Genomic DNA, 14,802 nt, shown 5'->3' on the forward strand with positions numbered 1-14,802 from the left:
AGTTGGGACCTTGTCCCTGTGAGAGTAGGACGTCGCCAAGCAATTAAAAACACAAGTCTTTTGACTTGTGTTTTTTTTTATTTCCCATGAAATAGGCTCGGTTCTGTTAGTAAAAAAGACGAAATATAGTAAGGGATTTTTTGAGCAGAAATAGTAAGAAATTGATAAATAAATGGATAATCTTCAGAGCCATAGCTCCCAAGTAAATCATACCACCAATCTGTTTCGTATCTAGAAATCATACTTAAATTGTAGAGCAATAAATAATGAACAAGAAGCTCAGGTAATACTGGTTTAGGATTTCTCGGGTCAGTTGGAATTGGTAAGTAATAAGTATCAGCAAGATATTCGTAGTATAAAGGCGTACTATATATAGGGTTCCACGACTGGATAGGAGCTGTAAAAAGCAAATTCGATCCGCTCGTTTTTCCGGAGACATGTTGTATGGATAAATGCTTACAAATTGATTCAATGTAACGTGAAAATCTTTCTGAAGTCATATGAAGTCGATCTAGTATGTTGGCCGAAAAGGAAAGCTCATTGGTGTTTTTTGAATCGATTTTATATAAAGTGCCCCCTCTTTGACTATAGCGAAATAAATTTTGTAATTCAGGAATATTTCCCATTAAATCTAGCATGTTAAACTTCTCTGCTTCTAAGTGTTTCATGTGAAACAGCTGTTCTGCAACATGAGTAAATAATCCATTTTTTTGCACCTTCACCTCATCTTCTAAAAATTGATACCCCTGTTTTTTTCGTTTACGAGTCGTAACACCATGAGCTAAAACAGTAGTGGATTCTGGATAGTTAGGATCAATAGTTAGTAAGCAGGCTTTAAAAAGTTGACTCATTCCATAAAACAATAACATTGGCTGAATCGAAAAGGGGGCTACCTTATATAATTCATAATAATTTTTCCCGTGTTCTAAGTAATAAATAAAGGGATAACAATTTTCAAAACTTTTTTTTTCAGCATCTTGTATGGAGGATTTTTCATAGCAACGGGCAAGATAACGTTGTACATTTTGAGATGAAAAGAAGAAACTTAATTGCTGCCAAGTACAATGTGTTTGATGCATATATTACGCTCCTTTTATTGTCTAAAAATTCTAACATATATATACGTCCTTGACAGTATTTTAACCAATTGATAAGCTACTAATAATAATTTCTGGTATCATGGGGGGAACAATTATGTGGGAATCTAAATTTGTTAAAGAAGGTTTGACTTTTGATGACGTATTACTTGTACCAGCAAAGTCAGATGTACTACCAAGAGAAGTAAGTGTTAAAACAGTTTTATCTGAAAGCTTACAGTTAAATATCCCGTTAATTAGTGCAGGAATGGATACAGTAACAGAAGCTGATATGGCTATTGCAATGGCTCGTCAAGGCGGTTTAGGAATTATTCATAAAAACATGTCTATCGAACAACAAGCGGAGCAAGTTGATAAAGTAAAACGTTCTGAAAGTGGCGTTATTTCAGATCCTTTCTTTTTAACTCCAGAACATCAAGTATATGATGCAGAGCATCTTATGGGAAAATACCGTATCTCAGGTGTACCGGTTGTAAATAATTTAGACGAGCGAAAATTAGTTGGTATTATTACAAACCGTGATATGCGTTTTATCCAAGACTACTCAATCAAAATTTCCGACGTAATGACAAAAGAAAAGCTAATTACAGCTCCAGTTGGTACAACGCTGGAAGAAGCTGAAAAGATCCTACAAAAGTATAAAATTGAAAAACTCCCTCTTGTTGATAATAACGGTGTATTACAAGGGCTTATTACAATAAAAGATATTGAAAAAGTAATTGAATTCCCAAATTCTGCGAAGGATAAACAAGGACGCTTATTAGTTGGGGCAGCGGTTGGTGTAACGGCTGATGCTATGCTTCGTATCGACGCATTAGTAAAAGCTAGCGTGGATGCAATCGTGCTTGATACAGCTCATGGACATTCTCAAGGTGTTATTGATAAAGTAAAAGAAGTTCGTGCGAAATATCCATCACTAAATATTATCGCTGGAAATGTTGCTACTGCTGAAGCAACGAAAGCATTAATTGAAGCGGGTGCAAACGTAGTTAAAGTTGGTATTGGACCAGGTTCTATCTGTACAACACGGGTTGTAGCTGGCGTTGGTGTACCACAATTAACAGCAGTTTACGATTGTGCAACAGAAGCTCGTAAACACGGTATTCCAGTTATTGCTGATGGTGGTGTTAAGTACTCTGGTGATATGGTAAAAGCTTTAGCAGCAGGGGCACACGTTGTTATGCTAGGTAGTATGTTTGCTGGTGTTGCTGAAAGCCCTGGAGAAACTGAAATTTACCAAGGTCGTCAATTTAAAGTATATCGTGGTATGGGTTCTGTCGGAGCGATGGAAAAAGGAAGTAAAGATCGTTACTTCCAAGAAGGAAATAAAAAACTTGTTCCAGAAGGTATTGAAGGCCGAGTACCATATAAAGGACCTTTAGCAGATACAGTTCATCAATTAGTTGGTGGATTACGTGCCGGTATGGGATATTGCGGAGCACAAGATTTAGAATTCTTACGTGAGAATGCACAATTCATTCGTATGTCAGGTGCTGGTTTACGTGAAAGCCACCCTCATCACGTACAAATTACAAAAGAGGCTCCAAACTACTCATTATAATGTCTGATATACAAATAGACGGAGATTTGATATCTCTGTCTATTTTTTTTTGATTATGTTAGAATAACGGTTATGTGAGTACATAGATATTGGGGGTAACAAACGTGAAAGGTATGTTTTGCAAAAGATTCATTGCTTTGGTAACAGTGCTTACACTAGCTTGTAGCATCTTTATACCATATAGCAATGCATCAGCTGAAACAGGAGCTGCTTTAAACATTGAAGCAGGTGCGGCAATTTTAGTTGAAGCGAATTCTGGGAAAATTGTATATCAAAAGAATGCAGATGAATTATTATCCATTGCTAGTATGACAAAGATGATGAGTGAATATTTAGTTCACGAAGCAGTGGATAAAGGAAAACTTAAGTGGGATCAAAAAGTTAAGGTTTCTGAATATGCATATAAGGTTTCACAAGATGCTTCCTTATCAAATGTTGCATTAGAGAATGGTGGCTCTTATACAGTAAAAGAGCTATACGAGGCAATGGCAATCTTTTCTGCAAATGGTGCAACAATTGCATTAGCAGAAGCAATTGCAGGTAAAGAAGTAGACTTCGTAAAAATGATGAATGATAAATCGAAAGAACTAGGGTTGAAAAATTATAAATTTGTCAATTCTACAGGTTTAACGAATAAAGATTTAAAGGGAATGCATCCTGAAGGAACAACAGCGGATGAAGAAAATAAAATGTCTGCAAAGGATGTTGCAACCTTAGCACAACATTTAATTAAAGATTATCCAAAAGTGTTAGATACAGCAAAAATCCCGAAAAAAGAATTCCGTCCAGAAAAAGAGAAGTTTGCAATGTCGAACTGGAACTGGATGTTAAAGGGCTTAGTGAAAGAATATGATGGCGTAGATGGCCTGAAAACAGGCTCGACTCCAGAAGCAGGGGATTGCTTCACTGGTACGGTTGAAAGAAACGGAATGCGTTTTATTTCTGTAGTTATTAAAACAAGTTCTCATACAGCACGTTTTGATGAAACAAAGAAGCTATATGATTATGGATTTGCTAACTTTGAAATGAAGCAAATATATAAAAAAGATTCTTCAGTAAAAGGACAAGAAACAGTACGAGTAGAAAATGCTAAAGATAAAGATGTAGCAGTTCAAACAAAACAAGCTGTTTCACTTCCGGTGCCAAAAGGAAGTAAAGATGTTTATAAAACAGAATTAAAAGAAGCAAATAAGGGACAAGAAGCACCTATTAAAAAGGGAGCTGCACTTGGCAACATGGTAATTACACCAAAAGATGCGAATGATCCTGGGTTTTTATCTGGTAAGTCATTACAAATAGATCTTGTAACAACATCTGCAGTAGAAGAAGCGAATTGGTTTACTCGCTCTATGCGCGGAATTGGTTCTTTCTTTAGTGGTATATGGAATAGTGCTGTTGATACAGTAAAAGGTTGGTTTTAAAAGCTCCTCATTGTAGGGGCTTTTTCTTATTCCTATTTTTCATACCGACTTTATGAAAAAGTAGTAGACAAGCATCTGATGGTTAGTGGTAGAATGTAAGAGTATTCTTAATTTTCGCCTTTAACGGGGAAAAGCAATTCACCTAGGGGGGTTTTTGTAACATGACAAATGTAACAGGGACAGAACGTGTAAAACGTGGAATGGCAGAAATGCAAAAAGGCGGCGTTATTATGGACGTAATTAACGCTGAACAAGCAAAAATTGCAGAAGAGGCAGGCGCAGTTGCCGTTATGGCATTAGAGCGTGTACCAGCAGATATTCGTGCAGCAGGTGGCGTTTCTCGTATGGCAGACCCAACAATCGTTGAAGAAGTTATGGGTGCGGTGTCAATTCCGGTTATGGCAAAATGCCGTATCGGTCACCTTGTAGAAGCACGTGTATTAGAATCATTAGGGGTAGACTATATCGATGAGAGTGAAGTATTAACTCCTGCCGATGAAGTATACCATTTAAATAAACGTGATTACACAGTTCCATTTGTATGTGGTTGCCGTGATATTGGAGAAGCAGCACGTCGTATTGCAGAAGGTGCATCTATGCTTCGTACAAAAGGTGAACCAGGAACAGGAAACATTGTAGAGGCAGTGCGTCATATGCGCCAAGTCAATGCAGAAATCCGTCAAGTTGCAAGTCTACGTGAAGATGAGTTAATGACATATGCAAAAAATACTGGTGCTCCTTATGAAGTACTACTTGAAATTAAACGCCTTGGTCGTTTGCCAGTTGTAAACTTCGCAGCAGGTGGTGTAGCAACACCAGCAGATGCAGCGTTAATGATGCAACTTGGTGCGGATGGTGTATTTGTTGGATCTGGTATCTTCAAATCAGAGAATCCAGAGAAATTTGCACGCGCAATCGTTGAAGCGACGACTCATTATGAGGATTACGAACTAATTGCAAGCCTTTCTAAAGGATTAGGTAATGCGATGAAAGGTATCGAAATTTCAACGTTATTACCAGAACAACGCATGCAAGAGCGTGGATGGTAATTGAAGGAGAACTTTAAAATGGTGAAAATCGGTGTACTAGGTCTTCAGGGTGCAGTTCGTGAGCATGTAAAATCAGTTGAAGCAAGTGGTGCAGAAGCTGTTGTTGTAAAGCGTATAGAGCAACTTGAAGAGATTGATGGTCTTATTTTACCAGGCGGTGAAAGCACAACAATGCGCCGTCTTATTGATAAGTATGCTTTCATGGAGCCACTTCGTACATTCGCGAAGTCTGGTAAACCAATGTTTGGTACATGTGCAGGTATGATTCTTCTTGCAAAAACACTTATTGGCTATGAAGAAGCACATATTGGTGCTATGGATATTACAGTAGAGCGCAATGCGTTCGGACGCCAAAAAGATAGCTTTGAAGCTGCACTTTCAATTAAAGGTGTAGGAGAAGAATTTATTGGTGTATTTATTCGTGCTCCGTATGTTGTAAATGTAGCTGATGATGTTGAAGTACTTTCCACACATGGTGATCGAATGGTAGCGGTAAAACAAAATCAGTTTTTAGCTGCTTCATTCCATCCAGAATTAACGGATGATCATCGCGTGACAGCATACTTTGTAGAAATGGTAAAAGAAGCAAAAATGAAAAAAGTTGTATAAGTAACTTGCAACTTGTATAAGATTATAGTAAATTGATGGTAACAATTTTATAAAATAAGCGTGTTGATAGGAAGTAGTAACAAACGCCGTTTCTTATAGAGAGTCGATGGTTGGTGGAAATCGATAGAAACAGTTTGTGAATCCATCCTGGAATGGAATGTGGAATATCTCTATGATTAGTAAACATTCCCGGTGAAGAGCCGTTATTTCTACTTGAGAGGAAGGCGGTAATGCTTTCAACTAGGGTGGCAACGCGGGTTAACTCCCGTCCCTTTATATAGGGACGGGAGTTTTTTGTGTTTTATAAAATAAAAGGAGGAGTATATAATGCTTGATATTAAATTTTTACGTACAAATTTTGAAGAAGTAAAAGCAAAGTTACAGCATAGAGGCGAAGATTTAACTGATTTTGGTCGTTTTGAAGAGCTGGATACGAGAAGAAGAGAATTACTTGTTCAAACAGAGGAATTAAAAAGCAAACGTAACGAAGTATCTCAACAAATCTCTGTATTGAAGCGCGAAAAGAAAGATGCAGAAGCTCTAATTCTAGAAATGCGTGAAGTTGGAGAGAAAGTAAAAGATCTTGATAATGAACTTCGTACAGTTGAAGAAGATTTAGAAAGATTAATGTTATCTATTCCAAATATCCCTCATGAATCTGCTCCAGTTGGTGAAACAGAAGATGATAATGTAGTAGCGCGTACTTGGGGAGAAGTGAAAGAATTTGCTTATGAACCAAAACCACATTGGGATCTTGCTACAGATTTAGGAATTTTAGATTTTGAGCGTGCTGGGAAAGTAACGGGAAGCCGCTTCGTATTCTATAAAGGTGCTGGCGCGAGATTAGAGCGTGCTTTAATTAGCTTTATGCTGGATCTTCATACTGACGAGCATGGATACGAAGAAGTATTACCTCCGTATATGGTAAACCGTGCAAGTATGACAGGAACGGGACAACTTCCGAAATTTGAAGAAGATGCATTCCGTATTGAAAGTGAAGATTACTTCTTAATTCCAACAGCTGAAGTACCTGTAACGAACATGCACCGTGATGAAATCTTAAATAAAGATCAATTGCCTATACGATATGCTGCATTTAGCTCTTGTTTCCGTTCTGAAGCAGGTTCAGCTGGCCGTGATACACGTGGCTTAATTCGTCAGCATCAGTTCAATAAAGTAGAGCTTGTAAAATTCGTAAAACCAGAAGATTCTTATGAAGAGTTAGAAAAACTAACAAATGATGCAGAACGCGTGTTACAATTATTAGAGTTGCCATATCGCGTTATGAGCATGTGCACAGGCGATTTAGGATTTACAGCAGCGAAGAAATACGATATCGAAGTATGGATTCCAAGCTATGGCACATATCGTGAGATTTCTTCTTGTAGTAATTTTGAGGCTTTCCAAGCGAGACGTGCAAATATCCGTTTCCGTCGTGAGCCAAACGGAAAACCAGAACATGTTCATACATTAAATGGATCTGGTCTTGCAATTGGCCGTACGGTTGCAGCTATTTTAGAGAACTACCAACAAGAAGATGGTACAATTACAATTCCAGAAGTTCTTCGCCCTTATATGGGAGGAAAAGCAGTTATTAAGTAAATTTAAACATTCATCGGTATGAGTGATTGGTAATTATGAGCATTGTCAGTACTGAAATGTAGGAGGGGAAAGGTAAATTTCTCCTTTCCTCATAATTTATTTTGGTAGGGTTGACTAACTGTTTTTCTTTTGATATTATATTTGATGTCAATATGGAGGTATACCCAAGTCTGGCTGAAGGGATCGGTCTTGAAAACCGACAGGCGGCGAGAGTCGCGCGGGGGTTCGAATCCCTCTACCTCCTCCAGATATAATTGACAACAGCGCATATAAGTGGAGATTGGAGAACTCGTTACCAACACGTAACGAGTTTTTATTTTAAAACCAATCATAAAGTATGGTGTAGGGCGATTTTCTCCTTATTACACACTCATATTCCGATGATTATCTTCATAGATATGAAAGGAGTCAACATGGATCTTATTATACAAACGTTTCCTTTAGATGGAAAAACTTTATATTATGTACAATGTCCTGTCTGTAAGAACAATAGAATTTTAAACAGTGGTGCAAATGTGTCACGCATTATAAGCGATGATACATTCCGTAAACTTTGTGGTTGCACTTGTGATGTAAAGCAAACTGCGACAAAAGTAGAGGCGCCAAAAAAAGTTGAAAAAGAAGCTGTAAAGAAAGAAGCAGCTCCAAAACGTACAGGTAAAGTATTAACAGCAGTGATTAACGGGAAAGAAATGACTGTTAAAGAGATTGCTGAAACATACGATATTAGTACAAGTACTGTTCGCCAGCGTATTAATGCTGGGAAACCTGAGAGTGAAATTATTGCTCCGACAAAAAAGAAGTAATTTAATAGAAAAACCCGTGCATATGCACGGGTTTTTTATTTTACAAGTTTACGTGTTTGTTTTAAAAAATGGCCAATTTTTTTAATGATTGGTTCAATTGAATCGCCATCTTTTAAAATATCATATTCATTAATGTTTAATCGTAAAACAGGGCATGCATTAAAGTTATTAATCCAGTTTTCGTAACGGCCATGCATCTCTTTCCAATACTCAATTGGTGTTTGTTGTTCCATTGGACGTCCGCGTTCTTGAATACGATCAACAATATCATCGAAAGAACCTTCTAAGTAAATTAATAAATCAGGATGAGGGAAGTAAGGAGTCATGACCATAGCGTCAAATAAACCTTTGTATGTTTCATAATCAGTTTCCGTCATTGTACCTTTTTCATGATGCATCTTTGCAAAAATGCCGGTGTCTTCATAGATAGAGCGATCTTGAACAAAACCGCCACCGTATTCAAAAATTCTTTTTTGTTCTTTAAATCGTTCTGCTAAAAAGTACACTTGCAAGTGAAAGCTCCAGCGTGTGAAATCAGCATAGAACTTGTCCAAATACGGGTTAGAGTCTACCTTTTCAAATGATGTGCGATAGCCTAAAGCGTTAGCTAATGCAGTTGTCATAGTTGATTTACCGACACCTACTGTTCCAGCAATCGTGATTACTGCGTCATTTGGTATATCATATTTTTGCCTTAAATTCATTATTATTTCGACTCCTTTAAGAGAGTATTTTGAAGGGCAGATAGGATGACGTTTAAATCATCAGGATTTTTTACAAAATCCATATCGTCTCCGTTAAATTTCAATACTGGGATGTCTGGATGATCCTTTTTAAAAGTATCCATTGCTGTTTCATAATCTTTTGTGAGCTGTAGTAAGTAATTTGGATCCATATTTTTTTCGAATTCTCTTCCGCGCTTTGCAATTCGTGCTTGTAATGTTTCCAAGCTAGCCGTTAAATAAACGATTACGTTTGGTACGGGCATATCTTGTGTAAGGATACGATAGATTTGCATGTACTTATCGTATTGAGAATCTTTTAATGTACGGGATGCGAAAATTAGATTTTTAAATATATGATAATCTGCTACTACTGGCTTTCTTTGATTCAAATACTTTATGTTAATATCTTCTAATTGTTTGTATCTATTACAAAGAAAGAACATCTCTGTTTGAAAACTCCATTCGTCGATGTCTTCGTAGAATTTTCCTAAAAAGGGATTTTCATCAACAATCTCTTTTAGTAAGTGGAGTTGCATGTGAGTTGAAATTTCCTTCGCAAGTGAAGTTTTTCCAACACCAATTGGTCCTTCAACCGTGATAAATGGTACTCCGGTCACGCTGTTTCCTCCTTTCAATCAGTGATTTACCGTGACTACTAAAAACACAAAACAGAATTATTGTAGCACAAGAGGGAAGCGAGCGGGTCAATTTGATATAAAAAGTTAGAAAATAGATATATGTATTAATTAATTTTTATTTGAGATGACGGTACTATATTTGCTTTTAATGTGGCTTCCATTATTTTTAAAGCATGTAAGTTATCCTGATCATGATTAGAGGCAATACAGTCCTGTGGTACATACAGTGTATAATTTCTCATATGAGCATCGTTAGCTGTAAAGAGGATGCATATATTCCCTGCGACTCCTGTTAATATTAGATTTTCTATTTTTAAATAGCCTAATAAAGAATTTAAAGGTGTTTCATAAAAAGCAGAGTAATGTGGTTTAATAAAAATGTAATCATCGGAATTTGGGGCAATCTTACGAATGATATTTTCACTATACTCATTTGTACAATGAGTAATTAGTTGGTCAATATCAGATCTCCAAAGTTGATAATGGTCATTAACATAAATTATGGGATAGCCAAAGGATTTCATTGTTTTCTTTAGTTGTAAAATAGGGTTTGTTATAATTTCGCATTTTTTGGCTAGGGTGGGCCCGTGTGAAAATTGAAAGTCATTAATCATATCGATAATGAGTAAGGCAGTATTCTTCATATGTAATCCCCTCTCTTTTTTATTAGGGTGGATTGAACTTGTAAAAGTTATCCCATGTGTAGTAAATGGAAATTAGTGTACGTTATTTGTAATGAAAGGACTATGGTATGGAACACGATATTTATTTTATGCAGTTAGCAATAGAAGAGGCTAAAAAGGCAGAGGCAATACAAGAAGTACCGATTGGTGCAGTTATAGTGTTAGATGGTGAAGTGATTAGCGTCGCTCATAATTTAAGGGAAACTGAGCAAAGATCAATAGCTCACGCTGAGTTATTAGCTATTGATGAGGCATGCAAAAAATTAGGGACATGGCGTTTAGAAGATGCGACGCTATATGTAACATTAGAGCCTTGTCCGATGTGTGCGGGTGGAATTGTTTTATCACGAGTGAAGCGAGTTGTATATGGTGCAAGTGATCCAAAAGGTGGATGTGCAGGGACATTGATGAATCTATTAACGGATGAACGCTTTAATCATCAATGTGAAGTAGTGACTGGTGTATTAGAAGAAGAATGCGGTCAGTTGCTAACAAACTTTTTTAGAGAGCTTCGAAAAAAAAGAAAAGCGAGCAAGAAATTAGAGAAAAGCAAAGGGAATTAACGTATTTGCATTTTATAAAAAAACAAGTTATACTGATAATGCCTTTAATGAAGGCAACCGAATATTGGTTTTAACTTTGCCGTGCTAAGCGGGGAGGTAGCGGTGCCCTATACTCGCAATCCGCTCTAGCGAGGCCGAATCCCTTCTCGAGGTTATGCTGCTGTAAGGTCTGCCTTAAGTAAGTGGTGTTGACGTTTGGGTCCTGCGCAACGGGACCCCGTGAACCTTGTCAGGTCCGGAAGGAAGCAGCAATAAGCGGGTCTTCTCGTGTGCCGCAGGAGTGCCTGAACCGAGCTAACTGCTTGAGTAACGCTTATGGTACGTAATCGACAGAAGGTGCACGGCAGTTATATATGTATACAAAACTCACCTTAATACTAAGGTGGGTTTTTTGTATAGAAAATAACTTTTGGAATCTATAAACAGAATGGGTTATAATAAATGAGATAATAACCTTTAAGGGAGGCCGTATTTTCGTGTCATACCAAGCGTTATACCGAACATGGAGACCGCAAAAGTTTGAAGATGTAGTTGGTCAAAAGCACGTGACAAAAACGTTGCAAAATGCCCTTCTTCAAGAGAAAGTTTCACATGCTTATTTATTTTCTGGGCCGAGGGGAACAGGAAAAACGACAATTGCAAAAGTATTTGCAAAAGCAATCAACTGTGAACATGCTCCGGTAGCTGAACCTTGTAATGAATGTCCTTCTTGTTTGGGGATTACACAAGGATCCATTTCAGATGTATTAGAAATTGATGCGGCTTCAAATAACGGTGTAGATGAAATTCGAGATATTAGAGATAAAGTAAAATATGCTCCAAGTGCTGTAGAATATAAAGTATACATTATTGATGAAGTCCACATGCTTTCCATGGGTGCCTTCAATGCGCTTTTAAAAACGTTAGAAGAGCCGCCAGGACACGTCATCTTTATTTTGGCGACAACAGAACCGCATAAGATTCCGCCTACAATCATTTCACGTTGCCAGCGTTTTGAATTTCGAAAAATATCAGTAAATGATATTGTTGAGAGATTATCGACGGTTGTGACGAATGAAGGTACGCAAGTAGAAGATGAGGCGTTACAAATTGTTGCACGTGCCGCTGAAGGTGGTATGCGTGATGCGCTTAGTCTTATTGATCAGGCAATATCTTATAGTGATGAGACAGTTACGACAGAAGATGTATTAGCTGTGACAGGTTCTGTTTCCCAGCAATACTTAGGTAACTTAGTAGAATGTATACGTGAAAATGATGTATCAAGAGCATTACGTATCATAGATGAGATGATGGGTAAAGGGAAAGATCCAGTTCGTTTTATGGAAGATTTCATTTACTATTATCGCGATATGCTTTTATATCAAACTTCACCACAACTGGAACATATGTTGGAACGAGTAATGGTAGATGAGCAATTCCGGATGTTAAGTGAAGAAATGCAACCGGAAGTAATCTATGAAATCATTCATACTCTTAGTAAGGGACAACAGGAAATGAAGTGGACAAATCATCCGCGAATTTTCTTAGAAGTTGTTATGGTACAACTGTGTCAACAGTTTATGATGCAAGCAAACGGTGCAGATCGTTTACAAGCAATTATGAATAGGATGCAGCAATTGGAGAAAGAGTTAGAACAAGTCAAAAAGAATGGTGTGCCGGCTGGTGTGCAGCAGGAAGTCAGAGAGACACGTGCAACACCAAAGCCAGTGCGGACAGGTAGTATGAAGATTCCTGTCGGACGCGTAAATGAAGTGTTAAAACAAGCAAAGCGTCAGGATTTAGAACAATTAAAAGCTGTGTGGGGCGAGTTGTTAGGAAGACTCAAAGCATACAACAAAGTAGCGTTTGCTGTTTTATTAGAAAATAGCGAACCGGTAGCAGCTTCGGATGATACTTACGTTTTAGCGTTTCAATACGAGATTCACTGTAAAATGGCAAGCGAAAATCGAGAAGCTATGGATACAGTGGAACAAGCTTTATTTGAATTGCTAAGTAAAAGATTAAATATGATTGCCATTCCAAAAAGTGAATGGGGTAAAATCCGTGAAGATTTTTTACAGCGTGAAGGCGGGGATTCTGAAGAAAGCCCAGAGAAAAAAGAAGATCCTCTTATAGAAGAGGCAGTAAAGTTAGTAGGACAAGAACTTATTGAAATAAAAGAGTAATAATAATTAGGAGGAATTAATTATGATGCGTGGCGGAATGGGAAATATGAATAATATGATGAAACAAATGCAAAAGATGCAAAAAGATATGGCAAAAGCGCAAGAAGAGCTTGGTGAAAAAACAGTTGAAGGTACAGCTGGCGGCGGTATGATTACAGTTATTGCAAATGGTCATAAGCAAATTCTTGAAGTGAAAGTTAAAGAAGAAGTTGTAGATCCAGAAGATATCGAAATGTTACAAGACTTAGTGCTAGCTGCAACAAATGATGCACTTAAAAAAGCTGATGAACTTTCGAATTCTACAATGGGTAAATTTACAAAAGGCTTGAACTTACCAGGTGGAATGTTCTAGGAGGATACTGATATATGCATTATCCAGAACCGATATCGAAATTAATTGATAGTTTTATGAAGTTGCCAGGGATCGGACCGAAAACAGCGGTTCGCTTGGCATTTTTCGTATTAGATATGAAAGAAGATGATGTGTTAGGTTTTGCAAAAGCACTTGTAAATGCGAAGCGAGATCTAGCGTATTGTTCTGTATGCGGACATATTACTGACCGCGATCCTTGTTATATTTGTAATGATTCACATCGAGATCAATCGGTTGTTTGTGTTGTGCAGGAACCGAAAGATGTAATTGCAATGGAAAAGATGAAAGAGTATCAAGGTGTATATCATGTGTTACGAGGTGCGATTTCTCCAATGGAGGGAGTTGGACCTGAAGACATTAATATTCCGCAACTTTTAAAGCGACTGCACGATGAAACGGTACAAGAAGTGATATTGGCAACAAACCCTAATATTGAAGGGGAAGCTACAGCGATGTATATATCCCGCCTCTTAAAGCCGACAGGTATTAAAGTAACTCGTATTGCACATGGTCTGCCAGTAGGTGGAGATTTAGAATATGCAGATGAAGTGACACTGTCGAAAGCGTTAGAAGGTCGTAGAGAAGTATAAGAGGAGAAACAAAAATGTTCTTTCAAAAAAAGGGTAAATTGCGCAAAGAGTATGATGATAAACTGATTGTACTATTAGAAAAAGTGAAGAATGAATGGCTACGTCAGAAGAGAATGGTCGAACAAAGTGTGGAACCATCTCAAGATGTGCTTTGTTCTTTGAAAATAGCAGAGGCGAAATATTTCTTCTTGTTAAAAGAAGCAAAACGTCGTCCTGTAAAAATGGAACAATGGTAAAAGGTTCTGCTGAAAAAGCAGAACCTTTTATTTTATTCATTAAACATTGCGTGGTTACTTCGTTTGGAAAGAATGATGAATCGTTTTATATGAAGAAAGTGTCGTCGAATAAAAGTTAATGAGATGAAACGACTGGAGTTGTATGATAAATGTTCTTTTTTATCGCCTTGTCCCATACAAATAAATGTGTATAGGTCATTCACAAGGAGGAAAAAATGAATTCTACAATTATTATTGTTGGTATTCTTTCTCTAGTTTTTATTTTTCTTGTTTTTGGAGTTTCTTCTAAACCATTACGTTTTATAGGAAAAGCGCTCTTTCATGTTACTTTGGGAATAGCGTTACTCTTTATCGTAAACGTTGTAGGAACATATTTTGATTTTCATATTCCAATTAACTTGGGTACAGCAGCAATCACAAGTTTATTAGGTCTACCCGGTGTTGCTGCATTAGTGGTTATTAAGCTTTATGTCATGCCAAGATAAAATTATTTTGGCATTTTTTTAAAAAGTGTTGACGAACAAATGATTAATATGGTAAATTAATAAGCGTCGTCAGGAACGAAAGAAAAAAGTTGTTGACAGATTTAACGCGAAATGTTAAATTGTAAAAGTCGCTGAAACGCGATATTGAACTTTGAAAACTAAACGAAACAAACAACGTGAAACGTCAATTTTTATTTTT

General features: G+C 37.2%; 16 protein-coding genes, 1 tRNA gene, 1 other RNA gene and 1 other annotated feature. Of the genes, 14 read left to right on the plus strand and 4 right to left on the minus strand.

From position 1 onward, the window contains the following. Window positions 1-77 precede the first annotated feature (77 nt). Window positions 78-1,079 carry a YaaC family protein gene (locus KVT31_RS28850; RefSeq protein ID WP_088094765.1) on the minus strand — a complete coding sequence of 334 codons (1,002 nt, stop codon included), beginning with the start codon at window positions 1,077-1,079 and terminating at the stop codon, window positions 78-80. A 115-nt stretch (window positions 1,080-1,194) separates the two neighbouring features. Here KVT31_RS28850 and guaB point away from each other — a divergent pair, with 115 nt between their 5' ends. From guaB to KVT31_RS28885, 7 genes are all read left to right on the plus strand, one after another. Beyond that, window positions 1,195-2,658: an IMP dehydrogenase gene (gene guaB / locus KVT31_RS28855; protein WP_088094766.1), complete on the plus strand. Its 1,464-nt coding sequence runs from the start codon at window positions 1,195-1,197 to the stop codon at window positions 2,656-2,658. A gap of 113 nt (window positions 2,659-2,771) precedes the next feature. Then, window positions 2,772-4,079 carry a D-alanyl-D-alanine carboxypeptidase DacA gene (gene dacA, locus KVT31_RS28860; protein WP_140392300.1) on the plus strand — a complete coding sequence of 436 codons (1,308 nt, stop codon included), beginning with the start codon at window positions 2,772-2,774 and terminating at the stop codon, window positions 4,077-4,079. A 161-nt stretch (window positions 4,080-4,240) separates the two neighbouring features. Next, the gene (pdxS, locus tag KVT31_RS28865; protein ID WP_000186157.1) at window positions 4,241-5,128 is read left to right on the plus strand and encodes a pyridoxal 5'-phosphate synthase lyase subunit PdxS; all 888 of its coding nucleotides are present in this window, start codon (window positions 4,241-4,243) and stop codon (window positions 5,126-5,128) included. 18 nt (window positions 5,129-5,146) lie between these two features. Continuing rightward, entirely contained in the window at window positions 5,147-5,737 is a 591-nt protein-coding gene (gene pdxT / locus KVT31_RS28870; RefSeq protein ID WP_088094768.1) for a pyridoxal 5'-phosphate synthase glutaminase subunit PdxT, read from the plus strand. Between the two features lie 54 nt (window positions 5,738-5,791). After that, window positions 5,792-6,013, plus strand: a binding site (T-box leader). A 51-nt stretch (window positions 6,014-6,064) separates the two neighbouring features. Beyond that, complete coding sequence (serS, locus tag KVT31_RS28875) at window positions 6,065-7,339, plus strand: serine--tRNA ligase (RefSeq protein WP_088094769.1); 1,275 nt, start codon at window positions 6,065-6,067, stop codon at window positions 7,337-7,339. A gap of 154 nt (window positions 7,340-7,493) precedes the next feature. Next, window positions 7,494-7,586: transfer RNA gene (locus tag KVT31_RS28880), tRNA-Ser, on the plus strand. 166 nt (window positions 7,587-7,752) lie between these two features. After that, entirely contained in the window at window positions 7,753-8,145 is a 393-nt protein-coding gene (locus KVT31_RS28885) for a sigma factor-like helix-turn-helix DNA-binding protein (RefSeq protein WP_140386630.1), read from the plus strand. Window positions 8,146-8,180: 35 nt separating this feature from the next. Here KVT31_RS28885 and KVT31_RS28890 read toward each other — a convergent pair whose 3' ends face one another. The 3 genes from KVT31_RS28890 to KVT31_RS28900 all read right to left on the minus strand — a co-directional run bounded on the left by KVT31_RS28890 (window position 8,181) and on the right by KVT31_RS28900 (window position 10,152). Then, a complete protein-coding gene (locus KVT31_RS28890) occupies window positions 8,181-8,849 on the minus strand; it encodes a deoxynucleoside kinase (RefSeq protein WP_001053583.1) in 669 nt (222 codons plus the stop codon). A 2-nt stretch (window positions 8,850-8,851) separates the two neighbouring features. Next, complete coding sequence (locus tag KVT31_RS28895) at window positions 8,852-9,487, minus strand: deoxynucleoside kinase (protein WP_000148216.1); 636 nt, start codon at window positions 9,485-9,487, stop codon at window positions 8,852-8,854. A 125-nt stretch (window positions 9,488-9,612) separates the two neighbouring features. Continuing rightward, window positions 9,613-10,152 (minus strand): cysteine hydrolase family protein, encoded by a 540-nt coding sequence (locus KVT31_RS28900; RefSeq protein ID WP_088094771.1) that lies wholly within the window; start codon window positions 10,150-10,152, stop codon window positions 9,613-9,615. A 107-nt stretch (window positions 10,153-10,259) separates the two neighbouring features. Here KVT31_RS28900 and tadA point away from each other — a divergent pair, with 107 nt between their 5' ends. The 7 genes from tadA to KVT31_RS28935 all read left to right on the plus strand — a co-directional run bounded on the left by tadA (window position 10,260) and on the right by KVT31_RS28935 (window position 14,603). Then, window positions 10,260-10,754 (plus strand): tRNA adenosine(34) deaminase TadA, encoded by a 495-nt coding sequence (gene tadA, locus KVT31_RS28905; RefSeq protein ID WP_088094772.1) that lies wholly within the window; start codon window positions 10,260-10,262, stop codon window positions 10,752-10,754. A gap of 79 nt (window positions 10,755-10,833) precedes the next feature. Beyond that, window positions 10,834-11,098: signal recognition particle sRNA large type (gene ffs / locus KVT31_RS28910), an RNA gene on the plus strand. Window positions 11,099-11,230: 132 nt separating this feature from the next. Continuing rightward, window positions 11,231-12,919 carry a DNA polymerase III subunit gamma/tau gene (gene dnaX / locus KVT31_RS28915; protein WP_000121580.1) on the plus strand — a complete coding sequence of 563 codons (1,689 nt, stop codon included), beginning with the start codon at window positions 11,231-11,233 and terminating at the stop codon, window positions 12,917-12,919. Window positions 12,920-12,944: 25 nt separating this feature from the next. Then, entirely contained in the window at window positions 12,945-13,271 is a 327-nt protein-coding gene (locus KVT31_RS28920; protein WP_170930109.1) for a YbaB/EbfC family nucleoid-associated protein, read from the plus strand. 14 nt (window positions 13,272-13,285) lie between these two features. Further along, a complete protein-coding gene (gene recR / locus KVT31_RS28925; RefSeq protein ID WP_000559170.1) occupies window positions 13,286-13,882 on the plus strand; it encodes a recombination protein RecR in 597 nt (198 codons plus the stop codon). Between the two features lie 14 nt (window positions 13,883-13,896). Further along, entirely contained in the window at window positions 13,897-14,118 is a 222-nt protein-coding gene (locus tag KVT31_RS28930) for a YaaL family protein (RefSeq protein ID WP_000466020.1), read from the plus strand. Between the two features lie 215 nt (window positions 14,119-14,333). Continuing rightward, window positions 14,334-14,603: a pro-sigmaK processing inhibitor BofA family protein gene (locus KVT31_RS28935; protein ID WP_088094773.1), complete on the plus strand. Its 270-nt coding sequence runs from the start codon at window positions 14,334-14,336 to the stop codon at window positions 14,601-14,603. Window positions 14,604-14,802 lie beyond the last annotated feature (199 nt).

The organism is Bacillus sp. GbtcB14, assembly GCF_019091205.1.
GTDB classification, from domain to species: Bacteria; Bacillota; Bacilli; order Bacillales; family Bacillaceae_G; genus Bacillus_A; species Bacillus_A cereus_AG.

Bases quoted from the DNA above. Each gene is read 5' to 3' on its own strand.
- guaB (WP_088094766.1), top strand. From the start codon at position 1,195: ATGTGGGAATCTAAATTTGTTAAAGAAGGTTTGACTTTTGATGACGTA.
- pdxS (WP_000186157.1), top strand. From the start codon at position 4,241: ATGACAAATGTAACAGGGACAGAACGTGTAAAACGTGGAATGGCAGAA.
- pdxT (WP_088094768.1), top strand. From the start codon at position 5,147: ATGGTGAAAATCGGTGTACTAGGTCTTCAGGGTGCAGTTCGTGAGCAT.
- serS (WP_088094769.1), top strand. From the start codon at position 6,065: ATGCTTGATATTAAATTTTTACGTACAAATTTTGAAGAAGTAAAAGCA.
- tadA (WP_088094772.1), top strand. From the start codon at position 10,260: ATGGAACACGATATTTATTTTATGCAGTTAGCAATAGAAGAGGCTAAA.
- KVT31_RS28885 (WP_140386630.1), top strand. From the start codon at position 7,753: ATGGATCTTATTATACAAACGTTTCCTTTAGATGGAAAAACTTTATAT.
- KVT31_RS28935 (WP_088094773.1), top strand. From the start codon at position 14,334: ATGAATTCTACAATTATTATTGTTGGTATTCTTTCTCTAGTTTTTATT.
- KVT31_RS28850 (WP_088094765.1), bottom strand. From the start codon at position 1,079: ATGCATCAAACACATTGTACTTGGCAGCAATTAAGTTTCTTCTTTTCA.
- dacA (WP_140392300.1), top strand. From the start codon at position 2,772: ATGTTTTGCAAAAGATTCATTGCTTTGGTAACAGTGCTTACACTAGCT.
- KVT31_RS28920 (WP_170930109.1), top strand. From the start codon at position 12,945: ATGCGTGGCGGAATGGGAAATATGAATAATATGATGAAACAAATGCAA.
- KVT31_RS28900 (WP_088094771.1), bottom strand. From the start codon at position 10,152: ATGAAGAATACTGCCTTACTCATTATCGATATGATTAATGACTTTCAA.
- KVT31_RS28930 (WP_000466020.1), top strand. From the start codon at position 13,897: ATGTTCTTTCAAAAAAAGGGTAAATTGCGCAAAGAGTATGATGATAAA.
- KVT31_RS28890 (WP_001053583.1), bottom strand. From the start codon at position 8,849: ATGAATTTAAGGCAAAAATATGATATACCAAATGACGCAGTAATCACG.
- recR (WP_000559170.1), top strand. From the start codon at position 13,286: ATGCATTATCCAGAACCGATATCGAAATTAATTGATAGTTTTATGAAG.